This window comes from Paenibacillus haidiansis (assembly GCF_036553665.1).
Taxonomy (GTDB): Bacteria; Bacillota; Bacilli; order Paenibacillales; family Paenibacillaceae; genus Fontibacillus; species Fontibacillus haidiansis.
This window is the reverse complement of the sequence record NZ_JAZHPZ010000016.1, coordinates 57,081-83,214: the sequence shown is the minus strand read 5'-3', so window position 1 is coordinate 83,214 and position 26,134 is coordinate 57,081. Positions and strand designations below refer to the sequence as shown.

General features: G+C 44.1%; 22 protein-coding genes and 1 pseudogene. 20 read left to right on the top strand and 3 right to left on the bottom strand.

What is annotated here, in order from left to right:
- Positions 1–102: 102 nt before the first annotated feature.
- Positions 103–1,308, bottom strand: coding sequence for a DNA cytosine methyltransferase (locus V3851_RS22620; RefSeq protein WP_331848797.1), 1,206 nt, complete (start codon positions 1,306–1,308; stop codon positions 103–105).
- A 116-nt stretch (positions 1,309–1,424) separates the two neighbouring features.
- Here V3851_RS22620 and V3851_RS22615 point away from each other — a divergent pair, with 116 nt between their 5' ends.
- The 4 genes from V3851_RS22615 (at position 1,425) to V3851_RS22600 (ending at position 9,173) form a co-directional block, all read left to right on the top strand.
- Positions 1,425–4,553, top strand: a complete 3,129-nt coding sequence (locus tag V3851_RS22615) for an ATP-binding protein (protein WP_331848796.1) — start codon at positions 1,425–1,427, stop codon at positions 4,551–4,553.
- A complete protein-coding gene (locus tag V3851_RS22610) occupies positions 4,550–6,550 on the top strand; it encodes a response regulator receiver domain (RefSeq protein WP_331848795.1) in 2,001 nt (666 codons plus the stop codon). Before V3851_RS22615 ends, V3851_RS22610 begins: the two co-directional genes overlap by 4 nt.
- Positions 6,551–6,566: 16 nt before the next feature.
- Positions 6,567–7,001, top strand: coding sequence for a very short patch repair endonuclease (locus V3851_RS22605; RefSeq protein ID WP_331848794.1), 435 nt, complete (start codon positions 6,567–6,569; stop codon positions 6,999–7,001).
- Between the two features lie 489 nt (positions 7,002–7,490).
- Positions 7,491–9,173 carry a hypothetical protein gene (locus tag V3851_RS22600; RefSeq protein ID WP_331848793.1) on the top strand — a complete coding sequence of 561 codons (1,683 nt, stop codon included), beginning with the start codon at positions 7,491–7,493 and terminating at the stop codon, positions 9,171–9,173.
- Positions 9,174–9,496: 323 nt separating this feature from the next.
- Here V3851_RS22600 and V3851_RS22595 read toward each other — a convergent pair whose 3' ends face one another.
- Positions 9,497–9,730, bottom strand: a complete 234-nt coding sequence (locus V3851_RS22595; RefSeq protein WP_331848792.1) for a helix-turn-helix domain-containing protein — start codon at positions 9,728–9,730, stop codon at positions 9,497–9,499.
- A gap of 108 nt (positions 9,731–9,838) precedes the next feature.
- On the opposite strand from V3851_RS22595, the gene V3851_RS22590 reads away from it, so the two are divergent.
- The 15 genes and pseudogenes from V3851_RS22590 (at position 9,839) to V3851_RS22520 (ending at position 25,464) form a co-directional block, all read left to right on the top strand.
- Positions 9,839–10,117, top strand: a complete 279-nt coding sequence (locus V3851_RS22590) for a DUF6809 family protein (protein ID WP_331848791.1) — start codon at positions 9,839–9,841, stop codon at positions 10,115–10,117.
- Positions 10,118–10,371: 254 nt separating this feature from the next.
- Complete coding sequence (locus V3851_RS22585) at positions 10,372–10,572, top strand: cold-shock protein (protein WP_331848790.1); 201 nt, start codon at positions 10,372–10,374, stop codon at positions 10,570–10,572.
- An 81-nt stretch (positions 10,573–10,653) separates the two neighbouring features.
- Positions 10,654–10,866, top strand: a complete 213-nt coding sequence (locus V3851_RS22580) for a cold-shock protein (RefSeq protein WP_331848789.1) — start codon at positions 10,654–10,656, stop codon at positions 10,864–10,866.
- A gap of 237 nt (positions 10,867–11,103) precedes the next feature.
- A complete protein-coding gene (locus V3851_RS22575) occupies positions 11,104–11,886 on the top strand; it encodes a sensor domain-containing protein (RefSeq protein WP_331848788.1) in 783 nt (260 codons plus the stop codon).
- A gap of 509 nt (positions 11,887–12,395) precedes the next feature.
- Positions 12,396–13,043: pseudogene (locus V3851_RS22570) on the top strand (sugar-binding protein); the annotation flags it as partial.
- Between the two features lie 177 nt (positions 13,044–13,220).
- A complete protein-coding gene (locus V3851_RS22565; protein WP_331848805.1) occupies positions 13,221–14,204 on the top strand; it encodes an alpha/beta hydrolase in 984 nt (327 codons plus the stop codon).
- A 162-nt stretch (positions 14,205–14,366) separates the two neighbouring features.
- Complete coding sequence (locus tag V3851_RS22560) at positions 14,367–16,187, top strand: cache domain-containing sensor histidine kinase (RefSeq protein ID WP_331848787.1); 1,821 nt, start codon at positions 14,367–14,369, stop codon at positions 16,185–16,187.
- The gene (locus V3851_RS22555) at positions 16,166–17,749 is read left to right on the top strand and encodes a response regulator transcription factor (protein WP_331848786.1); all 1,584 of its coding nucleotides are present in this window, start codon (positions 16,166–16,168) and stop codon (positions 17,747–17,749) included. The genes V3851_RS22560 and V3851_RS22555 overlap by 22 nt, the downstream gene beginning before the upstream one ends.
- Before the next feature lie 117 nt (positions 17,750–17,866).
- The gene (locus V3851_RS22550) at positions 17,867–19,186 is read left to right on the top strand and encodes an extracellular solute-binding protein (RefSeq protein ID WP_331848785.1); all 1,320 of its coding nucleotides are present in this window, start codon (positions 17,867–17,869) and stop codon (positions 19,184–19,186) included.
- 70 nt (positions 19,187–19,256) lie between these two features.
- Complete coding sequence (locus V3851_RS22545; RefSeq protein ID WP_331848784.1) at positions 19,257–20,126, top strand: carbohydrate ABC transporter permease; 870 nt, start codon at positions 19,257–19,259, stop codon at positions 20,124–20,126.
- 8 nt (positions 20,127–20,134) lie between these two features.
- The gene (locus tag V3851_RS22540; RefSeq protein ID WP_331848783.1) at positions 20,135–20,995 is read left to right on the top strand and encodes a carbohydrate ABC transporter permease; all 861 of its coding nucleotides are present in this window, start codon (positions 20,135–20,137) and stop codon (positions 20,993–20,995) included.
- Between the two features lie 22 nt (positions 20,996–21,017).
- Positions 21,018–22,502 carry an alpha-N-arabinofuranosidase gene (locus V3851_RS22535; protein ID WP_331848782.1) on the top strand — a complete coding sequence of 495 codons (1,485 nt, stop codon included), beginning with the start codon at positions 21,018–21,020 and terminating at the stop codon, positions 22,500–22,502.
- Positions 22,503–22,521: 19 nt separating this feature from the next.
- Positions 22,522–23,496, top strand: a complete 975-nt coding sequence (locus V3851_RS22530) for an aldo/keto reductase family protein (protein ID WP_331848781.1) — start codon at positions 22,522–22,524, stop codon at positions 23,494–23,496.
- Positions 23,497–23,554: 58 nt separating this feature from the next.
- Positions 23,555–24,187: a polysaccharide deacetylase family protein gene (locus tag V3851_RS22525; protein ID WP_331848780.1), complete on the top strand. Its 633-nt coding sequence runs from the start codon at positions 23,555–23,557 to the stop codon at positions 24,185–24,187.
- Positions 24,188–24,621: 434 nt separating this feature from the next.
- On the top strand, positions 24,622–25,464 hold the full coding sequence (locus V3851_RS22520) for an aldo/keto reductase (RefSeq protein ID WP_331848779.1): 843 nt from the start codon (positions 24,622–24,624) through the stop codon (positions 25,462–25,464).
- An 86-nt stretch (positions 25,465–25,550) separates the two neighbouring features.
- Here the strand turns inward: V3851_RS22520 and V3851_RS22515 are convergent, their stop codons facing one another.
- Positions 25,551–25,796, bottom strand: a complete 246-nt coding sequence (locus V3851_RS22515) for a helix-turn-helix domain-containing protein (protein WP_331848778.1) — start codon at positions 25,794–25,796, stop codon at positions 25,551–25,553.
- Between the two features lie 154 nt (positions 25,797–25,950).
- Here V3851_RS22515 and V3851_RS22510 point away from each other — a divergent pair, with 154 nt between their 5' ends.
- Positions 25,951–26,133: an aspartyl-phosphate phosphatase Spo0E family protein gene (locus tag V3851_RS22510; RefSeq protein ID WP_331848777.1), complete on the top strand. Its 183-nt coding sequence runs from the start codon at positions 25,951–25,953 to the stop codon at positions 26,131–26,133.
- Position 26,134: the final 1 nt, after the last annotated feature.

Below are 26,134 nucleotides of genomic sequence, written 5' to 3'. Positions count from 1 at the left end.
TGAAGTTGATTTGGTATAAGAGTTTGACTATACATGCCCCCGTTTTTCTTACATTATATATTTTATTTTAAAAAAGAGACCTAAGCTTAATTCTTAGGTCTCCTATTCTTTGGACACTCCAACTAATTGTTCAGGAAAAGGACTTTTTTGAAATTCATTTATAAGCTGATTGTATATAAGATCTACGAAAGATTCAGCGAGTTTTACCGGTACTGCATTACCGATTTGAGTTGCAATGTTTTCGCTGGAGCCTTCGTAAGCTTTTCCTCCCTTTTTTCCTGTGAATTTATAATACAGAGGAAATGTTTGAATTAATGCAGCCTCTCTCATGCTGATTGCTCGATCTTCTAGGGGATGTCCAAACCGTCCCTTTGTATAGGCCAAACAACCACAAGTTATGGTAGGGGCGTAGTCGTTGAAATTCATTCTTCCATAAACATCACCAAAATTAACATTTTTCTTTTTATGGCATTCCAATACTAACCGATCTTCTCTCCACTCGGAACGACTACCCCCGTTATGAGGAGTAGCTCGTATTCTAACTAGATTATCAGGAGACAGATTTCTACATCTATGGAGTTTATCTTTTTCATCTACTCCTCCAGCGTCTAATTTAGATAAATTGTATTTCTCCAAGTGCTTCCCTAATGTAGGGGCTTTTTCAGGCTTTGGCCATAAGGGAAGCGGATTAGTTACATATGGAATGCCTTTGACCGATTCTTTTATAATTGCGTCGGTGTTAGGGAACTCATTTATCTTTTTTCCTATAAGGATCATTCTCTTTCGGTGTTGAGGAACCCCAAAATTAACGGCATCTACTACTTCAAAACGTAAGTGATATGAGGGGCGATTCAAATCCCTTTTGTATCCTTTAGGACATAAATTAGAAAGAAGGGACAAAAAAACATGAAAAATTTTGAAATTTATTATATTATCGACGTTTTCAAATAAGATATAATTAGGTTGAAATATCTTTGCAACTCTTACTACTTGCATTATAAGCTTGTTGCGGTCGTCAGCGTTGGTGACACTTTTTTTTCGGCTATGTCTTGAAAATCCTTGACATGGGGGTGTCGCTACAAGAAGATCTAGGTTTTCACCATTTAATTTATTTTTGATCTTGTTCCACTTTTTTTTCTTAACTTTTCGTATATCCTTCACTAGTAGGTGATCACTACCGTGATTAAGCGCATATGTACTTGCAATTATTTCGTCGAATTCAACAGCACATTTTATATCAAAGTGTTTTTTTAATGCCTCTGATACACCACCTGCTCCAGAAAATAAATCTATAGCTGAAAATTTCACATAGTACCCCCTACAATATTCTCCTTATAACATATTATTGTATAACAATGTGACAGCTACTGATAGTATTAATATCTAAATTTTCGAGGAAATTAATAAGTTTAGGAGATGTAAAAATGGCAAAATTTAAAACAAGAGCCAGGGCTGTAGATCTCCTTGGCAAACAGCAAATCAGGGATGAGGTAACCGCCATATCCGAGTTGTTGAGGAATGCTTACGATGCAGATGCTTCTGAAGGACTCATAGATATAGATACCGATAAACAATTTATTCTAGTCTGCGATGATGGGGATGGAATGAGTGCGGATGATATAGAACAAAATTGGTTAACTATTGGGACCTACTCGAAAAAAACGAAGGAGATTAAGCCGACAAAAAAAAATAGAATCAAAATCGGCGAGAAAGGAATAGGAAGATTAGCCGTATCTCTATTGGGGGATCAACTCTTAATAATCTCAAAAAAGAAATCGGATGGTAAATGGTGCGTCTTATATCTTCATTGGGAACTTTTTAGAAATGAGAAAATGTTCCTTGATGATATAGAGATTCCATTAAAAACCTTTAATACACTTTCTGAAGTGTCTAACTATTTGAAAGAAAAAAAAGTCGAGCTTAAAGAAATGCTTATTAATAATTTGCATGATCATTCTAAATGGGACAGTGAAGTTAGAAAAAATATGCTTGATCAAATTGAGTCTTTTCAAATAGAAAAAAAGGTTTTTGATTGGATGAATATTATTGAAGCTGGCAAAGGTGGAACCATCTTTTATGTGGCAAATATAGACTCTAGCTGGGATTGGAAGGTTTACGAAAATATAAAGAATCTTCAAGTGCAAGATGAAACATTAAAAATTCGATATAGAAGATTAAAAGACCTATTATATTCATTCCAAAACTATATTGATATATATGATAAAGAAATAGAAAAAGAAGAGTCTACATCAAAAAGCGGTCTCTCTGATTCAAATAATAAAAAGAAAGAAGATAATAGCTTCAACCCCAAAATCCACATAAACGGTTACCCTCTAGAGGACGAACAATGGTTCAATAAGGATGATATTAAACTATATGACTATGCATTAAAAGGGAAAATTATTGATGGGATGTTCGTAGGCAAAGCATTTATGCGAGGACAAGGCCAAGTAGAGGATGTTACCGTACATGCAGATGAATTATCTGTAGGGCTAAGTAATAAAAATTTTAAGGAATTTGGCCCAATCAATCTTAAGTGGTTTTTTGTCGAGGGTACAGCAAGTCTTTCCTCTTTAAATAAAGATCAACATCGGGATATGACTGAAAAGCTTAAAGATATTGGAGGCATCTATGTTTATCGTGATGGGTTGAGAATTCTTCCTTATGGTGAACAAGGGAATGACTTCTTGCATATGGAAGAAAGGAGAACTAAACGTGCTACTACATATTTATTTAGTCATCGAAGAATGTTTGGTTTCATGGAAATAAGTAAGATTTCTAACCCTTCTTTGGTGGATAAATCGAGTAGGGAAGGATTTGTAGAAAACTCCAGTTATAATTACTTTCGAAGCGTGGCTATCAATTTGTTAAAATGGTGGGCGCTTGAGTATTTAGAAACGACTCAGGATGAAGGTAAGAGAAATAACTATATAAACGCTTTAAAAGAAGAGCATGAGCGACAGGAAAGAGCTAGACAACAACAATTAGAAGAGGAAAAGAGAGAAAAACAATATTTTAAAGATTTGAACAAAGCTTTAGAAAAGTTTAGTGATTCTTTGGATGCCCAATCATCTAAATCATTAACAAATATCAAGAGAGAATTTGAAAATTATAAAAGTAAAATAGAGCAGTCTAGAAATAAATTGGAAAAATATGATCTAATTTATTCTTATAAGAGAGAGAGCATTGAGGAAATAGATTTACTTTGGCAATTTAAGCTTGAATTGAATCCAAGGTACAATCATTCGATTGAATTAGTCGAATTGGTTGAGGAAATGAATAATGAATGCTCAGATAAGGTTGCAAAAAGTAAGCTGGAATTAGATTACCTGATAAGCCAACTTGAACTTGTGTCAATTTTTGAAGAATCCGAAGACCTATCCGATATTAATGCAAACCTAGATGAAGCCCTGGAATGGATTAATAAATTCATTAGAAGGATCAATGAATTAAACAACGATCACTTTAAGAACCATTATGAATTATTGGATGAAGTTAAGAAAAAAACGGCAAATTTATTATTAAATTCAACAGAAGAGAATAGAAAAAAAATAAATAATGAAATTGAGAAGCTTACTGAGTACCAGAAGAAGTTTAATCAATATAAAATCAGTGGCAAAACTATATTATTAAAGGATATTACTCTACAAAATGCAGTTCAAGAAGTATTACAAGATTTCAATTCTAGTATTAGTAAAATACAAGAGGAGATACTAAATTACGAAAATGAAATAAAGCAAAGTACAGTCCTTAAAAACACCGAACTATTGTTAATAAAAGTTATCGATAGTTTAGAGAGTATCGATATATTAAATAATGACGAGTTTTTAATAGGACTTTTGAAGAAGGAAGTCGAAATGTATCGTGACCTATCTGCAGTCGGACTTGCAGCTGAGATGACAAGTCACGAGTTTAATTCCTTAAATAAGGTGATTAGAGAAAATGTCGACGCATTATTAAAAGCACTTAAACCAACTCCGTTGGCGCCGGTTATTCAGAGAGTAAGTCAATCCTTTTCTTCATTAGAAAGACTTCAAGCAAGAATGAGCCCCCTATATAGGCAATCAAGAAAAAGAACCAAAGATATAAATTTAAAATTATTTATTGATGATGTATTGGAGTATTTTTCAACTGATATTAGAAAATACACAATAAAAGTTATAAATGACGTACCTGAAGATCTAATAGTAAGAGAAATTGAACCTGTATTATTTACACCAATTGCGAATGTAGTATCCAATTCGATTTATTGGATGCTAAATCAAGACAGAAGAGAAATACACTTCTATTACTCTGATACAAATCGGATATTGTTTATTCATGATACGGGTCAGGGGATTAAAGAATCTGATATGGTAAGGGTATTCGAACCATACTTCACAAAGAAATTGCAAGGCAGGGGATTAGGGTTATTTCTTTCAAGAGATACCTTAGAATCACGCGGACATTTTTTGTTCCTAGAAGACCCTGATAACACCATCAGAAGTTTGGGCGGAGCATGTTTTGGGATTCAGTTTAAAAAGGATTCAATATTAGGTGAGGTGCAAAAATGAGTTCGACAGCAGAACTAGGTTATATAAATAATATTATTAAGGATTATTTTAATTCAATATTAATAATTGATGATCAATTGGATTTGAATGTCAAGGTGGTTGAAACGTCTACTGAAATAGACTTAAGTGGAATTGACTACGGATCCGTAGATCCGGCTCTTTTAGTTGGAGTAGAAGAGGAAAACCCATTTACTAAAGCGAGTATTAATGAGACTGCCGCGGCAGCAGCTCAGTCCGTATCAAAAAAAAAATACACTTTACAGCCAGAGGCATCATATCATACTGAGTTAATTGAAGAGGGATTTGTTACCACGCCGTTCAGATATGATTCAACGCTTGATGTTGCTCAGGTGGATGTATTAGCAAGCTTACTGTTAAACATTAAACTACTTATCGTTGATTGGGATTTGGAAAATTCCAAAACTGTAGAACCAGGAGCAGCGGCTGCTGCAATCTTGAAAAAGTATGCAAGTCTTGGTAGAGGATTAAGATGCGCTGTTATTTATACAGCATCCGATGACTTTGATGCAATCATGGGTTGTTTAAATGATGAAAATTTGATAACAAAAAGAGATGGGGAATTTTTTGAAAATGTAAGTGATACGGGACATAAATTGTTCGGATTCATTATTTCCAAGAAACATTTAAAGGCAAAACAAATCATACCTGTAATTTCAGAGAAACTTTTGGCCGATAAAAGCATGGTTCTTCATTTTATGGACACAGCTTCAAAAATTAAAAATAACATAAACAGGGCGATGCTAGAGTTTAGCGTCCCATTTGAAAAGGTGATTTTTTCTCAAATTCTTACTGCGAAGATCCCGGAAAATGATATACCAAGATTTCTTACTGATAAATTTTTGGGGATAGTAATGGAAAGTAATGACGATAAATTTCAATATAACTTTATAGTTGAAAACAAAATAAATAGTTTAAAAAAGGCTGTTGAAACGGTAGGGTTTCCTGAAGATAAGGTAGCTAAATTGGTTCTTGAAATTGGATCTGACCAAACAAAAAAGGCCCTTATCAATCAATTTAGAGACTCGGGTTTTGTTTTGCGATTAATTGAAAAAATTCAAAACCACCAACAAGGCCTACAAGATTTGGAGAAAGAGATATGCGGGTTAGTAGAAAACTTTGATATGAAAAGGGATTTATTCCTTATTATTATGCTTTGGGATGAATTTCTAAAAGAAAAGGGTGTTAAGTCGTTACAAGAGGATATTATAGATGCGTTGAGTTTGCATCCGTTCAATAAAGATAATCTCAATATAATAAGTAACTTCTTTAATTTAAAGGTAAGTGGTCAGTTTAAAAAGATTATTTTGGAAAATGGGTTTGATTCAATAATTGTAGGGTTACTTACAAAACATGTGGATAAGCCATTTGAAGATTTTAAAACTGAATTTTTAACTACTATTAAGAATTTTGACGATGATAAAGTGAAATTAATCAATCTACTTACTTTTTGGCCAGCCTTTTTTGGGGCAGACTCTGAATTCAGTAATTCATATAAGGCACAGATTTATAATTTTACTAAGTTGATGAAATTCAATGATAGCACAAATGACCGAATCGAAACTGGCGCAATTTATCACCAGGTGTCGAATGATACATATCTATTATGTATTACACCGTATTGTGATACTTTTAATACGACTAAAGTTGATTCGTATATAAAATTTTTGGTGGGAAGAGTCGAGCAAAGCCCGGTAGGGGATAGTTTGAAAAATTCCGACACACCTAACTGCTTTTATATGGCTGTTCCATTTGCTGAAGAAAGAAAAGTAAAGATAATTAAATGGAACTTTTATGAAGTTACTACTCTGCATGAAAATGATGTAAAGTCGGATAAACTGAATAAATTGCTTTATTTACGTAAAGAGTATATTCAAAATGTTTTGAATCGATATATTGCATATCAGTCTAGAGCAGGTGTGGATGAGTTGTTTTTTAAAGAATCAAACTATATAAATAATTTTAAAAAATTTCTCTGATACTGAGGTATTTTTTATGGACTCCTTTAGTAAGGAAAAAAGAAGTCAAATAATGAGCAATGTTAAATCTAAAAATACCACGCCGGAACTAATAGTCCGGCGTCTTTTGCATAGAATGGGATATCGATTTAGATTGCATAGACCTGACCTTCCTGGTAAGCCTGATATCGTTTTGCCTAAATATAAAAAAGTGATATTTATCAACGGTTGTTTTTGGCACGGTCACGAAAATTGTAAAAAATCACAACTACCCAAAACGAATAGAGAGTTTTGGCAAAGTAAAATTAGAAAGAATAAATCACGTGATGAAAAAAGCATTAATAAACTTCTGGAAATGGGATGGCAGTGTCTTGTTATCTGGGATTGTCAAATCAAAAAAAAAGATATTGAGAAACTTGTGATTATACTGGAAGGATTTATGAAAGGTGAAATGGATTATGATAACATTTGACGATCTGCTAAAGGGAGAACAGTATGAGAGACAATATTTATCAAAAATATGGGGCTTCAAGGGTTATCATGCGATTTGTAGGGGAATTGTGACACCTAAAGAATCAAAATATATTATTTTATTTATCACGAAGGAAAACAGAAGGGAAACCATAAAGATTACATGAGAGGCGATTTGTTTATACATGGAGGGAGAAACTAATCATTTAAATGATAAAAGGCTGATTAATACTATTGTAAATCATGATACTGTACAGCTCTTTTATCGTGAAAAACACCATATGCCATTTACTTTTTATGGGGAGGTAAACTTGATAAATTACGAGATATGCCAGTCTGAACCTAGTAGATTTGTATTTAGACTTAAGTAAATTAAGTGTTGTTACCAATAGACTCTCTTTTACTAGAAAATAGATCTATCTAAGTTGAACTACCTGAGATAAAAGCAACAAAGTTTATTTTACATACTTATTATAAGTGAGGTCTTTTAATGGATAATTCTACGGTTAATGAACTAGAAGCCTTATTGCAAGAGGACTTATCTAGATTATCTAAAACTTGGCCGGGTAATAATCAAACGGCGATTATTCAGCTTATAAGAATAATGGATTATTACTTGCTTAGTAGAATTTTTGGTGATAAAGAAGCCGCAAAAAGACATAAATATCATTGTTATGGATGGGGAATTGCGCTGAATATTTTTTTTGATGAAAAGATAGACAGTGAATCGTTTTCCTTATTTCCAAACAATGATGATTTTTTTATGTGGGCCGATTCGTTGCTTTATTACTGTGGCCAACTGGGATTAGTAAAGTTGGTTATAGATCACATAAAAACAGGGCTTGGCCGGATTGAAAAACATAACAATAATAAGTTTACTATTCATTATGATAATAAAATTATTGGTGTCGAAGGAATTGAAATAAAGGAATTCTTTTGGCTTAATAATTATTTAACGCAAATGAATAGTAATTATTATGATTCAATAGCTGTCTTGGCAAAGGATATACATGAATCAATGAAAGAAAATGTTTATATCTGGCGCAATTATTTTTTAGGTTATAATACAACGCATGAGATAGATCGGTTTTATCTGGATTTATCTAAATTTGAACTGCAAAAAACCATAGGATTTGATTCTTTCCCTCCTAACACTTTATTCGGCGGATTACCTTTTGAATTATATTTAGATGCACTTTGCATTTTAAAGAGTTTTTCATTAAGACATGTAGGATTCGTTACAAACCAACTTGCAAAAGGAATAAAGGTAGACTCGGCAAATCTACTTCAACACTTTATGTTGAAATCGGATATAGTTTTTTATCTTTCACAAGCAATGAAAATTGATAGTGTAATAGCTGAGAAGATAATAGATATGCTAACTTTGAATGATTTGAACAAGGATCATTTTTGTTCCAAGGTAGACGGAGCAATCCCGCCTTTTATAGAAATATCAAGACACCATATTTTATTTTCTCATTCAGGATTTAAAGCACAACCGGTTCTATTTATGCTTAATGAGTTGAGAAGACGATATCAGAAAGACTGGGATCGTGCTTTGGATAAACGAGAAGAGATTTTTAGGGCTGAACTGTATTCATTATTTTCAGAAGAACGTTTTATAAAAATAAATCGACCTATAGTAATTAAAGTACTAGGAAAAGTACTAACAGATATAGATGGGTTTATCTATGATAAAGAGACTGGGACATTAGCGTTATTCCAATTGAAGTGGCAGGAGCCGTTTGCGAACTCAATGGTGGAACGAAGAAGCAGAAAGAAGAATTTCGAAAAAGAAAGCAATCATTGGATAATGTCTATTTCTAATTGGTTAGTAAACAAATCTAATGATGAGTTAGCAGCCTCCTTTGGTTTTAAAAATAATGATTTTAAAGACTATACCAGGAGTTTATTGTTTATTATTGGCCGTAACTTCGCTCATTTCTCTGGAGATGATTTTCCTGATGAAAGAGCCGCGTGGGGTATGTGGCCGCAATTGTTAAGATTAATGAATGAAAATATATGTACTGAAGACAATCTTCTCTCTTGGTTGTTTAACTTATTAAAAAAGGATAGTCCGGTCGAAAAAGCAAAAGAATCAAACAGAAACTTAAAAGATCATATAATAGAGTTGAAAGATTATCAGGTTTTCATAAATTGGGCACATGAATAATTGAATAGGGAAATATATTGTTTGTAAGATCCAGGAACCTGTCATTACCCCGGCCCCCCTCTGCTTCTGTAAGCAGAGTGCAGGTAAAGTTGGTAAAGGCCCTAATTGGTCAAAATTGAAGCGACATTAAATAAGATTGAATCTCGGATATACAATAAAGCTTATCGACTTTAAATCAATTAAAAGATTTGGGACGAGGAAGATTCCCTCGTCCTCCATATATAGTATCAGAGAATTCACCTAATAATGTGATCTCTGAATCTAACAATCTTCGGAGTGTTGAAAATGAGAAATTAGTTCCAAGTTTGGGGGATTAGACTATTTTAATTTGTTATTATCTCTTTCTCATCCACCAAATCAATAATCTCCCGAATATCACTTATATTCAAAGCCTCCGCAATTCTCTCAATGTGACTAAAATTAATGCTCTCGCGCTTACCGTTAGAAAGCTCGCTTAACGCCGCATGCCTTACGTCGGAACGTCTTGACAACTCTCTAAGTGAAATTTGATGAGTTTTAGCTAATTCCGCTATTTTTACGACAACCTTTTTTCCCATTCTCAGGTCACCTCTTATAGGTTCATATAAAACTTGACTATACGTATAAGCGTACCGTACAATTGATTTAAAAGTGGTACTCATATACGTATCGAAGGAGGTACTCCCATGCCAACCTTCCTGGAATCCCTATACTACGGCAAACTAATTCCTCATGAAACTACCATCCCCCAAGACCCGCAGTATCGCCAACTGAGCAAACAGATATCCGAATCCATGGATTCTTGGAAAAGAAAACTCACCGAGGAGGATTTCACAGAACTCGAGGCATTACTCGATTTATATCAGCAGGTTCAGGGAATGGAACTGGCGGCATCTTTTTCGCAGGGATTTCGACTGGGGGCGGCGATGGTTTTTGAGGTATATGCGGAGAGGATGGATAAATAACGTTGGCGTCGTATTGGAACCCTAGGGTCCGAGTGGAGGAGAACCGTCGTATGAAGGGGGAATTATCCTGAAAGTATTTTCAACTTCAATAAAAAATTGTAAATATAACTAAAGTGTGTTATGATACCTTAATTGAAATTTTGACCTGGACTCACATATTGTAGAGGGTTGTGATTTTAAATTCAGAACCTTGTACAATATGTGATTTTTTATTTTTAGAGGTCATGTAAACAAAAATTGGAGGTAATTTATTAATGCAAACAGGATCCGTGAAATGGTTTAATGCAGACAAAGGTTTTGGTTTTATCGAGGTTGAAGGTGGCGACGACGTATTCGTACATTTCAGTGCGATTGTCGGCGATGGCTTTAAGTCGCTGGATGAAGGTCAACGCGTTGAGTTTAACGTGGTACAAGGTAACCGCGGCCCGCAAGCCGAGAATGTTGTAAAATTATAAGTTTGTAACACGGTCCCAAACATCATGTTTGGGACTCTTTATTAACAGCCCATAATTCTAACGGAGAAAGAGGGATGCATTTTGTACTATTCACGGAGAAAGCCAATGGAAGAGATCCCAAAGGAATTAACGGCCATTTGGTCGTGTATCAATGAAGAGTGCAACGGCTGGATGAGAGATAATTTTGTGTTTTTGTCCCAACCGACATGCGTCCAATGCCAATCCCTTATGGAGAAAGGCGAAAGAATGCTTTCGATCGTGGCAAATACGAGCCCTAATCAATCTAAGGATTGATTACATAAGTCGGACAGGGAGGCGTCTCCTCTTGTCTCCATATAAGCAAGGCGGAAGGCTATCAATCATTTTCGGTTGATGGACTTTTTATATTTTTAATGAGAGAAATAGCCTCACCCCTAGCCTAAAGTCTAGGATCAGACACCCCCCTAAGACGGTTATGTCAGGCGAATAAGACAGATATAATGGGGTTTATAACTCAGAGCGTGATTTATGAAGCCAAAGGGGTGTTTGAATTTGAAGGCAGTAGAAGCAAATACAATGGCAAGGGCGGGTAAGGTGAATTGGGTACTTTTTAATCCAAAAACCTATGCAACGATTCTCTATTTATTGCTGTCTCTCCCGTTAGGGATTATTTATTTGACGCTGGCCATTACGGGACTTGCTCTATCCGTCGGTTTGACTCCGATCTTTATCGGAATACCGCTGTTTTTTGGGGTAGCTAAGCTGTTGAATGGGATTGTGAATTTTGAGCAAAGTCTAATTCGGCATATTTTAGGTTTGCCGGTCCCTCCGGCTTCGGTTCCAAACCATCCACAGCCTGAAGCGGGGCAGAATTGGTTGAAGCGAATGGTGAAGGGGTTTGACGGCGGATTATTCATTCGAAATCTGATGCTCGTATTGCTTAGATTTGTAACGGGTATTGTCTTCTTTGCTGTCATGGTAACGGCAATCTCACTGGGACTCGGATTTATTGCTCTTCCCGCCGTACACATCATTCTGATGAATGAAATGAAGCTGGATATTTTAGAAAATAACTTGTTCAATTATTTCCATATCGATTGGACCTATAATCAGCAGTATCTGCTATACGTAGGCGTGGGTCTTGTCCTTTTTTGGATCGCGCTTCGCGTCGTCAATGGGCTTATGCAAGTTCAGCGTAGAATCATGTATGTGGACGAGTCCTATCAGCAGTCGCCGGAACCGGTTGAAGCACAATTCCAGGCGCCCGTTCAGCCGCATTATGATGAGTACCAAGGGGATCAACTCACAACTCAAGAGAAGGTGTGGCTCGCTTAAAAAGGGTGCTGCGGCGAAATATGAATTTGCCGAGCCGCGGACTGCTTTCAAGGATTCAAAACAAAACCCGGACGGGTAGTCCGGGTTTTATTTTACTAAGTAATCTGGATGTCATAGCCCTCATACGATAAGTACGAATGTTGCGGACAGTCCCGAGAGTCTTCTTGCAGGAGTTTTGCAGCTTTTTTTATATCAAGGCTTAGTCTTATGGTGATGCCCGCACTGAAAATCGTCAGGCCCTTTGCCAATGGATCGACATCCAGTTGGTTTATGAACATAATGCAATCGGCAACCCCGGCCCCGGAAGGTTCCCGTTGACATGTTCGAATTTTGAAAGCCGATGTTCGTTTTTTGAATGTAGTAATCGCAAACCACTCCCTAAAATATGGGGTGAACCAACAAATCCACTTTGGGGAGGGTAATCGTGAAAGCGCTTCTACGAGGCGTAGGCGGAAGAGTCGTGAGAAACACGGGTAAACATAACTGGCGGTAGGAGGAGATACTTTTTGATGAAGAAAAGAAGAAAGCTGTTCCTGCAATCCATGATGATGTTGTTGGTTATTGTGTCCATGGTTTTTACGAATGTTCCCGGTTCGGGGAACGAGGTTTCTGCAGCTGCGAATCCAGGCAAGCCTGCACCTCCGGGAAAGAGCGGCTTTGACTCCCAAGGCAGAATGGTGGTCGACTTTGGCTCGCCCGTGATTGACGGCAACATCGATAAGGCATGGAGCAAAGCGCAGGCGGTTTCGCCTAAACACGGTTCGGACGGGGTGGAGGCTTCCGCAACGTTCAAGGCTTTGTGGGATGACCAGGCCCTGTACATTTTGGCAGAGGTCCAAGACAAGAACTTATCCGTCGAGTCCATAACGCCCTATATGCAAGATTCATTAGAGTGGTTTTTGGACGAAAACAATGACAAAACCCAGGAATACGGCCTGGACGATTTACATTTCCGCGTCAACGTCGATAATGCCTAGTCCGTGGACAACGGAGATGCCGGGCGCTTCTACACGGCTGCGAAAAAGACGGATGGCGGCTATGTCATCGAAGCCAGAGTTGCACTCAAGGCGAAGCCGGAAAACGGAAAGGTGCTCGGCATCGAGTTACAGATCAATGATGCGAAGGGATCGGAACGGATCGGTACCCTGAATGTGTTCGATTCGACGGGCAGCGCATGGAACGATACGAGGGAATTCGGGGAAATCGTGCTAACCGGAAAGACCAAGGGAGACGTCAGCGGAGTGAATCCTTATGATCTCTTGAATTTGGTCAAAAGCACGCTAAAGCTGGACTTCACTCTTTATAAAAATCCGGACGTTGTAACGGATGCCCTGATGCAGGTGATCTCTTCCAACGTGCTAAACGACAAGAAAGCGACCCAACAACAGTTCGACGAACAAGCCGCTTCCATCAGGAATGCGATAGCCAAACTGGAGATGACGGAAGAAGCGGCCAACGAGAAATATTTCAAGGCGGTTCCGGACGCATATCGGACGGAGAGCGATCAGCCGGGGACCATCGAGAGTTTAACGTATAAAGCACCTAACTTAACGAACGGGATGGACGACAAGAAGCTGCATGTATATCTTCCGCATGGTTATGATCCATCCGATTCGAATAAGAAATATAACGTCCTCTATCTGATGCATGGCGGCGGGGAAAATGAGGATCTCATCTTCGGCGGACCCGGCCAGAGCAAGGAATTGAAGAAGATTCTGGACAATATGATCGCTAAAGGTGACATTGAACCGCTCATCGTGGTCACGCCGACCTTTTATGGCGGGAAGAATGATACCGCGCTGTTCCATGAGGAATTGATCAGCAACATTGTCCCGCTTGTGGAAACCAAGTATCACACTTACGCGAAATCCGCCAGCTTGGACGATTTAAAAGCATCCCGGGCGCATCGGGCGTTCGGCGGATTCTCCATGGGCTCGGTTACGACATGGTATACCTTCATCCATAACCTCGACTATTTCAAGTATTACATGCCATTGAGCGGAGACAGCTGGGTATTGGGCCAAGGGGCCGGGGGCAGCAAGCCTAAGGAAACGGCGGAATACCTTGCCAAAGTCGCTAAGGATGCGGGTTATAAGCCGCAGGATTACTACATTTTCAGCGCTACAGGCGACCTGGATATCGCGTATCCCAACTTGAAGCCCCAGATCGATACGATGAAGAAATTAACGGATTCCTTTATCTATTCATCGGATACGAAGAAAGGAAACTTCTACTTCATCGTAGGCGACGGCGGCACGCATGCCTGGAACTGGGTGAACCAGTATATTTACGACATTTTGCCGGACCTGTTCCAATAGGTTCATCCGCGGGTAGTGACCGCAAATCCGAGGCCTCTTGTCCCTGGCGTGGCAGGAGGCCTTGGGTATGTTTACCATGTCCGATGCGAAAGACGATCGTTATAATGGGATTTGTGGATGAAGGCATAAAGAGCGGAGGGCCAGACGGTGAAGGCACGGTTCATGGATCGCATTCGAGCTTTAAGTTACGGTAAACCCAAGAAATTGGCATTCAAAATCCCGTTTGCTTATTTCTTGGTCATTTTGCTGACGGTCGGGTTCAGTTATTTGGTATTGAATCAGATTGCCGCGAACTCGGCCCAGAAGAAAATCAACGAGGCGTCGTTGCAGACGATCACTTCCATACGGACGAACGTGGATTTAATGATTGAGAACGTCAACAATTATTCCAAAATGATCTTCTCGGATCATAATCTGCAAAATTTGTTGCGGCAGGGGGACGTATATGCCAACCTGCCAACCCAGTCTAAGGTCAGCACCTACTTATACAATCTGATGCAAGCGGTTCCGATCATCGATTCGGTCCATATTTACGACAATTCGGGACACCGTTTTTCGGTCGCGACCCAGGAATTGCCGGCATACATAGAAGCAAATATCGAGGACGCCCCATGGTATGAAGAAGTGGTAAGCAATAAAGGAAGATACATCTTAAGGCTGGACAACGGAACGGGGGCCGCGGGAAATGCCGACGGCCATACCGTCTCTTTTATCCGATTGATCCGGGACATCGACAACACCGCCCCTCTCGGGGTGCTGGTCATCAATATCAAGGATGAAGCGTTTGTACAGGCTTATTCCAATCTGCTGAACGGAAGTTCCATGCAAATCGCGATTTTGGACGAAAACAACCGGACCATTGTCGCCGATTCGACGGATGAACAGAGCGGCGCGGTCTTTAATGAGCTTCTGCACGCAAACAAGGCGATGCTGGAGGAACAATTTCAGCAAAGCGATTCGGGATATCTCCCCATGCATTTCGGTTCCCGCCAATATACGGTGAGTTACCTGTCGGGCGGGCCTTACAACTGGAAGTTCGTGAGCGTTTCGCCGAATAACAGCATGGAGCCGCGAAACCAATCGCTGGTATTCCTGGCGCTGGTGCTGCTGATCGTCAACGGAAGCATCTTTTTCATAAGCTCCTTCATCATTTCGCGGAGTATCATTAAACCGATTCAGAAGCTGCTGCGGGCGATGAACAAAGCCCCGAGCGGGATATTTATGAAGGTCAACGCCGAGCAGAACAGCTTTGAGCTCGAACAGTTGTATCACGGATACAATCACATGATCGAACGGATCGATCAATTGCTGAAACGCGTCGTCGAAGAACAAAAGACGATACGCAAAGCGGAGTTGAATGCGCTGCAGTCCCAAATCAAGCCGCACTTTTTGTATAACACGCTGGACTCCATCACGTCGCTGGCGCTATCGGGAGACAATGAGCAGGTATGCGATTTGATCGAGGCGCTGGGAAGCTATTACCGATTGAGCGTCAGCAAAGGACAAGACGTGATCACAGTCGGGGAAGAAATCGAGATGGTCCGGAATTATTTGAAAATCCAGAGCGTTCGTTACCAGGACGTCTTTGAGACCCGGTTCGAGGTGCAGAAAGACTGCAATCCGGTGCCGATTCCCAAGCTGGTGCTGCAGCCGTTGGTTGAAAACTCGCTTTACCATGGCATTCGGCCCAAAGGAACGAAAGGAATCATTCGGATCCGCGCATTCCAAGAGAACGGGGCCGTGAAAATATCCATATCCGATGACGGCGTTGGCATGTCGCCGGAGGAGATCACGCAAATCCTGCGCACGGAAAGGCAAGGTCAAATCAAGAGCTTCGGACTGTGGGGAACCATGGAACGCCTGCGTATTTTTTACGAGGACAAGGACGTGTTCCATATTGAAAGCGAGCCGGGGAAAGGAACGACGATCACGTTAATCATACCGAATGGAGTAGATTCACCATGGAAAAACGGAAGGTTTTGATTGTTGACGATGAACATTTGATCCGGAATCTGATCCGCATGCGCATCGATTGGGAACAGCAGGGCTTTGAGATCGTCGGGGAAGCTTCCAATGCCCGCGATGCGCTGGAGCTGGCGGAGGCCCTGAAACCGGATGTCATATTCACGGACATCTACATGCCAAACATTGACGGAATCGAGTTTAGCCGAAAGGTGCTGGAGAAGCATCCGAAGATGAAAATCGTGGTCGTGAGCGGGCATGACGAGTTTGAATACGCGCAGCAGAGCATCAAGATGGGGATCTTCGATTTTCTCCTCAAACCGGTCCGGGCTTCGGACCTGCTGCAGGTCACGGCCAATCTCAAACAGAAGATGGATGAAGAACGGACCCGGGATCATGAACTGGCCAGAATGAAGGAAGAGATGGAACGGAATTTTCCATACCTCAGGGAGAAGTTTTTATTCCAGTGGTTAAAGGGGACGCTTTCCCGGGAGGAAGTTCTGGAACAAGCGGAATACTTCAACCTGCCCGCGTTTCGCCGCCATGGCGGTGCGCATCAAATCGCCGTCGTCGAAGTCGCTCCGGCCTCCGAAAATCACACCGAGGAACAATTGACTTATTTGTGGTTGGCATGCAAGCACCATATCGAGGCATTTTTTCGGGAGGATCCCCTTGTCACGCTGTTATCGGACACCCGAGACCAATTTGTCATGATTTCATTTCATCCCGAGGGTGATCTTGCCGCGACTTGCGAATCGCTAATGGCCCGTCTGGTGGATGGCGGGAAATGCCGGGCCAACATTGGGGTCGGACGAAAGCGGGAACATCTGCAGGAAGCCCACCTGGGGTACCAGGAAGCATGCCAGGCGATCCGTTATAAAGCGTTTGTGGGAAACAATCAGGTTGTTTGCTTTGAAGACATGGTGGACAGCAGGGAGCAGGCGTACAGATCCAATCCGGAGCTTCTTCGGCAGCTGCAATTTTACGTCAGCGTCGGTTCGTCCGAACGCGCCGCACAGATGCTGGCCCGCATCTTCGACGTTTCCTTTTCGAGCGTCTCGCAATTTCGCATGGCCGCGATGGATGTCATTACCGAATGCCAGCGCGCGGCGATGGAACAGCAGATCGAGGGCGAGCAGGGGTTCGATAAAGAAACGCTGGTTTCCATGATTACCGCCGATAATTTGCCGGAGCTGCTTCAAACCTTGGAGCGTTACGTCCTTAGCGTTTCCGAAACCATTCATACGAAAAAACAAGCCAAGGAAGGGAACCTCATCAGTCAGGTGAAGGCGTATTTGGACCGGAATATGGGCGATCCACAGATCGGATTGGCCAGCACGGCGGCGGCTTTCTTTGTCAGTCCGGGCCATCTGGGACGGCTCATGAAGAAAGAAACGGGTCAAACCTTCGTCGAATATCTGACCAACCTGCGAATGAAAAGAGCGGAAATCCTTCTGAAAACAACCGATTTCAAGGGATATGAGATTGGAGAACAGGTCGGCATTCCGGATCCGCATTATTTCAGCATTCTCTTTAAGAAGGCGACCGGCAGAGCCATGAACGAGTACAGAAACGGAAAATGACAGGAAACAGGATGCTCGAATTTTACAAGGGAATGTGTTTATTTTGAATGGAGCTATCGGTGCATCTTCCTTAAAATGACTCTAGATGCATCGAATTAGAGATTGGGAGGTCAAAAGATGAAAGCGTTATTAAAAAAATCCTTGAGTATCATATTAACGTTAGGTTTGGCAGGCAGCCTGGCTGCATGTTCATCCGACTCTTCCGGAGAGAAATCGTCGGCGGGAAGTGGAAGCGGTTCCATTAAGCTTAAACTTTGGGATCAGTCCGTAGGGAACACGGACCCGTCGGCCAAGCTGCTACCGCAAATCGTCGAGAAGTGGAACAGCGAGCATCCCGATATCCAAATCGAACGGACTGGTACGACCGGCGAGCAGTATAAAACCAAAATCAAAACATCGCTGGCCGCCGGCGAAGCGCCCGACCTCTTTTACGGCATGGGCGGCGGCAGCTTCATGCAGCCTTATATCGAATCCGGAAACGTGCTTGAAATCTCCAGCTATCTGACGGATGACATTAAATCGAGAATGGCACCGGGCATGGCGGAAGCCATCGAAACGGACGGGAAAATCTATACCCTCCCGGTCTACACCCATATTGCCAACCTTTATGTAAATACCGAGTTGTTCGAAAAAGCGGGAGCCAAAATTCCGACGACGTACACGGAACTGCTTGATGCGGTAGAGAAATTGAAGGCGGCGGGAATTACGCCGGCGCTCATTGGCGAAAAGGACCGCTGGCCTGGCATGTACTGGTACGACATGATCGCCATGCGTCAGGCAGGAAATGAAGCGGTCATGGAGGCATTTAAGGATCCTTCTAAATGGGATTCGCCGGACTTCGTCGCGGCTGCCGCCAAAATGCAGGAGCTGGCAAAAGCGGGCGCCTTCAACAGCAGCATGCTGAGCATGAGCTATGATGAAATGCTGGGCGCCTTCAATGCGGGCAGCGGCGCAATGATGTTCCAGGCGAACTGGGTCAATGCCGGGATCGAGGATCCGTCCTCGGCGACGAAGGGCAAGGTTCAAGTCGTTCCTTTCCCGGTTTTTGAAGACGGAAAAGGCACAGCCACCGAAATTTTCGGCGGTGCCGTCGACGGTTTCTATATCAGCAGCACGACGAAGCATCCGAAAGAAGCCGCTGAGTTCCTGATGTATTTGAGCGAGCAGCTCGGTACGCAAGGTTATCTGGCCGGTGCCGGACTTCCAAGCTGGAATATTGACGGGTTGGATACCTCGAGCCTGTCCGAGTTGGACAAATCGGCCGCGGACATTATGAAAACCGCAACCTCGTTTATTGCATGGTGGGATAACATTCTTCCCGCGGACTCTGCGGAAACGCACAAAAACTTGATCGCCTCGCTTCTGGCGGGCGAGTTTACGCCCGAGGAGTTCTGCAAACAGATGGCCCAGCTTAAACCGACGGAACTCAATCTTTGATCTTTGAATAATCTCAAGCCGGTTGTGGTCAGGGAAATCCCTGGCCACATCTTTGAGAGGAGAACTCACAATGAATTCAGTTTTTTCGAATAAGACGGCAATTGCGATATTCGTTCTTCCTACCCTGCTCATATTTTGCGGGATTGTATTGGTTCCGATTTTCGTCTCGAGTTATTATAGCGTCTTGGATTGGAACGGCGTCGGTAAAGGTGCGTTTATCGGACTTGATAATTACGTGGAGATGTTCAAGGATCCCCGGGCATTGCATTCCATCCGCAACTCGTTCCTGTTCGCGGCGGCTTCCATTTTCATTCAGTTGCCCCTGTCCCTCTTGCTTGCCTTGATCCTGGCGTCCTCCGTAAAGGGCGAAGGGTTTTATCGGACGGTGTATTTTATTCCGGTGTTGATCTCCACCGTGGTCATCGCGCAATTATGGTCCAAAATCTACAATGCGGATTACGGGCTTTTAAATACACTGCTCGAGAACATAGGCCTTTCGGAGCTGGCCCAGGACTGGCTCGGGCAGAAGAAGACCGCGCTCGCAGCTTCGTTCATTCCGACCCTGTGGCAGTATGTCGGTTATCATATGCTGCTGATGTATGCCGGGGCGAAATCGATTTCGCAGGATATTTTCGAAGCGGCCAAAATTGACGGGGCCTCCCGCATCCGGACCGCATTCGCCATTACGATTCCGTTGATGAAACCTATACTCAAAGTATGCTTGGTCTTTTCCGTCATCGGCGCATTCAAGGTCTTCGACCTGGTGTACGTCCTCACGGGCGGCGGTCCTTTGTTTGCTACCGAGGTGCCGAGCACCTTGATGTACACGACCATTTTCAATACGTACAGATATGGGTACGGCAGTGCGATATCCGTCTTTATTATCCTGGAATGTTTGGTATTTACGGTAATCATCAATAAATTTTTCAAGACCGAATAGGGGTGAGCATGTTGAGTACTGCAGAAGCAAGGTTGCCCAAGAGACCGCAATTCATCGGGAAGATCCTGTTGCAAGTCTTTCTGATTATCATGGCGATTGTTCAGATATATCCCCTTATTTGGCTGGCGTTCTTCTCCTTGAAAGACAATAGCGAAATCTTCAGCGGCGATGTTGCGAGTTTCCCTAAAAAGCTCCTATGGAGCAACTATGCCAAGGCGTTGTCGGACGGCAACGTGATGAATTATTTCAATAACAGCGTGCTGGTGACTGTGGCCTCCATTCTCCTGGTACTGATTCTGTCCTCGATGACGGCTTACGCCATTACCAGAATGAACTGGAAGCTGAGCAATACCACGATGACGCTGATTCTTCTCGGAATGATGGTTCCGATTCACGCGGCGTTGCTGCCGCTGTTCATGGTGCTGAAAAACCTGCACTTGCTGAATACCTACTGGTCGTTGATTATTCCTTACGTGGCCTTTGGGATCCCGATGGCCGTATTCATCCTGGGCAGCTTCTTTAAGGGCGTTCCCCGCGAAATGGAAGAATCCGCGGTCATGGACGGGTGCGGCGTATACAGAACCTTTTTCTCCATTATTCTGCCGTTGATCCGTCCCGCCATCGCTACGGTAGCGATCTTTACCTTCCTGTCCTGCTGGAACGAGCTGATGTTTGCGGTGACCTTCATCAATGACACGCATTTTCAGACGCTGACGGTCGGGATGATGTCGATGGTCGGAACTTATATTACGCAGTGGGGAATTATCGGAGCGGGACTCATGATCACGACCGTCCCTACGGTACTGATTTATTTGCTGTTGAACAAGCAAGTCCAAAAAAGCATGATTGCGGGCGCAGTCAAAGGATAAGGGTGCGAAAGGAGAACATTTGATGAAAGCAACGATGACGATCCAAGCCGATCAACCGGTCGGAACGATCAGCCGCCACATTTACGGGCACTTCGCCGAGCATCTCGGCCGCTGCATTTACGAAGGCATCTGGGTAGGCGAGGATTCGACGATTCCGAACACCCGCGGTATCCGAAACGACGTTCTGGAGGCGTTGCGTGGCCTGAATATTCCGGTGCTCCGCTGGCCGGGCGGCTGTTTTGCCGACGAGTACCACTGGAAGGACGGCATCGGTCCGCGGGAGCAGCGCAAGCGCATGGTCAATACCCATTGGGGCGGCGTCGTGGAAAACAACCATTTCGGCACGCATGAATTTTTCGATCTGTGCGAGCTGTTGGGGGCGGAACCGTACATTTGCGGTAACGTCGGCAGCGGCACCGTGCAGGAAATGCAGGAATGGGTCGAGTACATGACCTTCGACGGCGAATCGCCGATGGCCAACTGGCGGCAGGCGAACGGACGGGAGAAGCCGTGGAAACTGAAGTATTTCGGCGTCGGAAACGAAAACTGGGGCTGCGGCGGCAACATGCGGGCGGAGTACTACGCCGACGAATACCGCCGGTACCAGACCTATGTCCGGAATTACGGGGAGAACCGGCTCTATAAGATCGCCGGGGGCGCGAATGTGGACGACTATCACTGGACGGAGACGCTGATGCGCGAAGCGGGTGCATATATGGACGGCCTTAGTCTGCACAACTACACGGTTCCGGGGGGATTCGAGGTCAAACGGCCGGCCCTGGGCTTCGATGAGGCGGAATGGTTCGAGACCATGCAGCTGGCGCTGCACATGGACGAGCTGATTAAGCGCCATACGGCGATTATGGACCAGTATGATCCGAAGAAACGGGTCGGCCTGATCATCGACGAGTGGGGGAACTGGTTCCAGGTGGAGCCGGGCACGAATCCGGGTTTCCTGTACCAGCAAAATTCGATGCGGGATGCGCTGGTCGCGGGTTTGCATTTCCACATCTTCCATCGTCACTGCGACCGCGTTCATATGGCGAACATTGCGCAGACGGTGAACGTGCTGCAGGCGATGATACTGACGGAAGGCGAAAAGATGCTGCTGACGCCGACCTATCATGTCTTCGAGATGTTCAAGGTCCACCAGGATGCGGAGGCGCTGGCGCTTCATCTGGAGACGGACGAGTACCAAGTGGGGGATGCATCCGTTCCCCAAGTCAGCGCATCGGCGTCGAAGCGGGCGGACGGCACAATCGATATCAGCCTGTGCAACGTCGACCCGCATCAGGAGGCTGCCGTCACATTGCGGTTGCGCGGACTGGCGGGAGTCAACAAGATTGCCGGAAGGGTATTGACGCATGCCGACATGAATGCGCATAATACTTTCGAGCAGCCGGAGACGGTCAAGCCGCAGTCGTTTGACGGGGTTACGGACGTGAATGAAGGCGGTTTGTCGGCAGCACTGCCGCCGATGTCCGTCGTCGTGCTGACGCTTTCTTAAAGAGAGGCGGGAAGAGACTATGAAATATCGGAATCTTGGTAAATGGGGCGTCAAAGTCAGCGAAATCGCCTTGGGCAGCTGGATGACGGATGTGCAGGGCACCCAGGCGGTGGAAACGGCAAGGATGAGCGTCCGGCGCGCCTATGAGCTCGGCGTCAATTTTTTCGACTGCGCCGACGCTTACAGCGGCGGGCAGGCGGAAGTGTTCCTCGGCAATATCCTGAAGGAATATGACCGCAGCTCTTACGTCGTTTCCAGCAAAGTGTTCTTCCCTACCGGAAACGGCGTGAATGACCGGGGGCTTTCCAGAAAGCATATCATCGAGCAGATCGACAAGTCCCTGAAAAACCTGCAAGTCGACTATTTGGACATGTATTTTTGCCATCGGTACGACGAAAGCACCCCTTTGGAAGAAACGCTGCAGACGATGAGCGATTTGGTCGCGCAGGGGAAAGTTCTATACTACGGCGTCAGCGAATGGTCGCCCGTACAGATCACCGAAGCGTTGTATCTGATCAAGGAAATGGGCCTGCGTCCGATGTCGGTCATTCAGCCGCAATATCATATGATGGACCGGTACATCGAGGACGAAATCATCGGCATCTGCGAGAAGCACGGGTTGGGGATCGTTCCTTTCAGCCCGCTGGCGCAAGGCCTGTTGACCGGCAAGTACCGCCAAGGCCAGCCAATTCCCGAGGGTTCACGGGCAACGCACCAGGCCGATAAGCAAATCAATAACCTGCTGACCGAAGAGAATTTGAATAAGGTGGAGAAGCTGGTCCGGATTGCCGAAGATTTGGGTACCAACCTCTCCGTGTTGGCCTTGGCCTGGCTTTTGAGAAAGCCGCAAATCAGCAGTCTGATCACCGGCGCGTCCCGTCCGGAGCAGATCGAGAACAATGCTGCAGCCAGCGGGCTGACGTTATCGGACGAGGTGTTGGACGAGATCGAGCGCATTCTGGATTATCGCCCCTTTGTCCGCAAAATCGGATGAGAATCGCTCGGACGATTAGTAGTTAGCCGGCATTATTTTTGATCGGAGGAAGGTCATCATGGCCAAAGGATCGTTGGTTCATCGGGTCCCGACCCGGGAGAAGGCCGTCGCCTTTACGTTCGACGACGGGCCGCATCCCGTATTCACGGAACAAATATTGGAGATTTTCCGCAAGGCGAACGGCAAGGCCACGTTTTGCATGATCGGCCAAGAGATCGATAAGTTCGCTGACATTGCAGCCAAGGTGCATGCCGCAGGGCATGAGCTTGCCAACCATACCTACTCGCATCCGGACCTGACCGCATTGACGCTGGAGGAAGCGCGTACGGAAATACGGCTGGGGGACGAGCGGATCCGCCTAGTGACGGGGAAGCCCGTTTCGAGCTTCCGTCCGCCGTATTTTGCCGCGAATGACGACATCCTTTCGCTTGCCGCCGAGCTCGGGTACCGTTCGATCGGGTGCGTCAACGGCGAGGCGAAGGATTGGGAGCAGCCGCAGCCCGGCGTCGATTACATTTTGGATCATACGAGAGCGACGGTCGGCAATGGCAGCATCTTCTTGTTTCACGATGGCTATGGAGATCGTGCCCAAACGGTTGAGGCCGTCCGGGTGCTGGTGGAGGAGCTTGCCGCCGATGGATACCGGTTATTGACGGTTAGCGAGCTGTTTGCCCTTTCGGACCCGACTTGATTTGAAGCAGTTGAAACATCCCCTTATGGTAGAGAGTGGACATGGACCTCCTGGTTTCATGGGATCGACTCCTGGCCGGAGGGGATTTTTTTATGACTGAAAAAAAGTGCTTGATTAAATAGGCTACCGGGCACTCCGCTCTACATTTACTGCCCTTATGTTAATATGAGAGAAAGCACGATTTAATAGAGGAGGAAGTTTACAATAAGCCCGTCCGAGATCTTATTCCACAAGTGATTCCGGATTCCGGAAAGGATTGCAAGACGCGTATTTTGGGTGAGGATGAGTACAAGAAGGAACTGCTGATCAAGCTCTATATTTTAACAACGTCCGAGCACCCTCGACGGGTAATAACTCTTAAGCTTCGATATACTAAGAGTAGCCAAGTTTTTTCAATGACTTCTTTAATCACTTTTACTAAGGAGGCTTTCCAAATGAAACAAAATATCCCGGAACATACGCTAAACGATGGTTTAAAGGTACCCGCAATCGGACTTGGTACGTATAGCTTGAAAGGTGAGGAAGGCGTTAAGGCCATGGCCGCTGCGATGGATGCGGGGTACCGGTTGATTGATTCGGCTTTTAACTATGAGAATGAGGGGGCTGTCGGAAAGGCGATCAAGCGGAGCTCCGTTCCCCGGGAAGAGCTGCTGATTTGCTCCAAGCTGCCGGGGCGCCGTCATGCCTACAAAGAGGCGCTGGCGACTATCGAGGAATCGCTGTACCGGACCGACCTGGATTATTATGATCTCTATCTGATCCATTGGCCCAATCCCAAGACGGACATGTACGTGGAGGCTTGGCAGGCGATGATCGAGGCTCGGAAGCGCGGATATATCCGTTCGATCGGGGTTAGTAATTTCCTTCCCGAGCATCTTGATCGGCTAATGAAAGAAACCGGGGTCACACCGAGTATGAATCAGGTGGAGCTGCATCCTTATTTTGACCAGGCTGAGCAGCGGAAGAAGCATGTGGAGTATGGTATCGTGACGGAATCCTGGAGTCCGCTCGGGCGCGGGAATGATATCGTCGAAGATGAGAAGATTGTCCGGATTGCCCAGGCTCATGGGAAAACGGGGGTCCAGGTGATTCTGCGCTGGCATACCCAGCTTGGGGCGATTCCGATCCCTAAATCGGGCTCGCTTCAACATCAGAAGGATAACCTCGATATTTTCGATTTCGAGCTGACGGCGGAGGAGATGGAGGTAATCTCGTCTTTCAGCCGCGAAGATGGACGGTTGTGGGGACAGGACCCGAGTGGGTACGAGGAGTTTTGATCGGATAAAATTGGGGTTCGGAATAGTGTTTTTCGCCACAAAACAATAACAGCGGGCCACAAGCTTCATAGAAGCATTGTGTCCCGCTATTCTGCGTTCTCTTCCTGTATCTTTTCGTACTCACTTTCTACCAGCTTGAAAAAATCGGACGGTTTTATTCTTAGTCCTTTGCAAAGGTCAAATACTTTCGTAACGGAAGGTTCGTTTCGGCCGACCTCAATCATGGAAATATAGGAACGATCCACGCCGCATTCATGCGCCAGATCCTCTTGGCTTAAGCCTTGCTTGATACGAATAGCTTTAACGGTTTTCCCGATAATTTGTTTAATCATAATGGACCGATCCTTCAAGAAAATTACCCCTTTTAAGTCCATTATCAGTCTGTTATACTAGCCACGACAGATAAAGTATTCAACAATATGTAATATATTTACAAATATTATGCACTATAAGGACACTTTTTATGTAGGAATTGGAGGCTGTTCAATGATGTCTTCACTTAGTGTACTTGAGGAGGAACGAAAGAAGTTAAATGAAATTGGATGTAAATCTCTTGAAAATGGGGTTCCCCTATTTCAAAACGAAGCTCTTCAGGCTCAAAGCCGGAGAGTAGATTTATTGAATGTCCAGCAGCACAAACGAGTTGGATTAAAACAACGGTTGAGCTAGC

Excerpts from the sequence above, each read along its gene's own strand:
- V3851_RS22545 (WP_331848784.1), top strand. The coding sequence starts at position 19,257 with ATGAATTCAGTTTTTTCGAATAAGACGGCAATTGCGATATTCGTTCTT.
- V3851_RS22560 (WP_331848787.1), top strand. The coding sequence starts at position 14,367 with ATGGATCGCATTCGAGCTTTAAGTTACGGTAAACCCAAGAAATTGGCA.
- V3851_RS22590 (WP_331848791.1), top strand. The coding sequence starts at position 9,839 with ATGCCAACCTTCCTGGAATCCCTATACTACGGCAAACTAATTCCTCAT.
- V3851_RS22610 (WP_331848795.1), top strand. The coding sequence starts at position 4,550 with ATGAGTTCGACAGCAGAACTAGGTTATATAAATAATATTATTAAGGAT.
- V3851_RS22600 (WP_331848793.1), top strand. The coding sequence starts at position 7,491 with ATGGATAATTCTACGGTTAATGAACTAGAAGCCTTATTGCAAGAGGAC.
- V3851_RS22615 (WP_331848796.1), top strand. The coding sequence starts at position 1,425 with ATGGCAAAATTTAAAACAAGAGCCAGGGCTGTAGATCTCCTTGGCAAA.
- V3851_RS22595 (WP_331848792.1), bottom strand. The coding sequence starts at position 9,730 with ATGGGAAAAAAGGTTGTCGTAAAAATAGCGGAATTAGCTAAAACTCAT.
- V3851_RS22525 (WP_331848780.1), top strand. The coding sequence starts at position 23,555 with ATGGCCAAAGGATCGTTGGTTCATCGGGTCCCGACCCGGGAGAAGGCC.
- V3851_RS22535 (WP_331848782.1), top strand. The coding sequence starts at position 21,018 with ATGAAAGCAACGATGACGATCCAAGCCGATCAACCGGTCGGAACGATC.
- V3851_RS22530 (WP_331848781.1), top strand. The coding sequence starts at position 22,522 with ATGAAATATCGGAATCTTGGTAAATGGGGCGTCAAAGTCAGCGAAATC.
- V3851_RS22510 (WP_331848777.1), top strand. The coding sequence starts at position 25,951 with ATGATGTCTTCACTTAGTGTACTTGAGGAGGAACGAAAGAAGTTAAAT.
- V3851_RS22550 (WP_331848785.1), top strand. The coding sequence starts at position 17,867 with ATGAAAGCGTTATTAAAAAAATCCTTGAGTATCATATTAACGTTAGGT.
- V3851_RS22540 (WP_331848783.1), top strand. The coding sequence starts at position 20,135 with ATGTTGAGTACTGCAGAAGCAAGGTTGCCCAAGAGACCGCAATTCATC.
- V3851_RS22555 (WP_331848786.1), top strand. The coding sequence starts at position 16,166 with ATGGAAAAACGGAAGGTTTTGATTGTTGACGATGAACATTTGATCCGG.
- V3851_RS22515 (WP_331848778.1), bottom strand. The coding sequence starts at position 25,796 with ATGATTAAACAAATTATCGGGAAAACCGTTAAAGCTATTCGTATCAAG.
- V3851_RS22565 (WP_331848805.1), top strand. The coding sequence starts at position 13,221 with ATGCAGGTGATCTCTTCCAACGTGCTAAACGACAAGAAAGCGACCCAA.
- V3851_RS22605 (WP_331848794.1), top strand. The coding sequence starts at position 6,567 with ATGGACTCCTTTAGTAAGGAAAAAAGAAGTCAAATAATGAGCAATGTT.
- V3851_RS22520 (WP_331848779.1), top strand. The coding sequence starts at position 24,622 with ATGAAACAAAATATCCCGGAACATACGCTAAACGATGGTTTAAAGGTA.
- V3851_RS22585 (WP_331848790.1), top strand. The coding sequence starts at position 10,372 with ATGCAAACAGGATCCGTGAAATGGTTTAATGCAGACAAAGGTTTTGGT.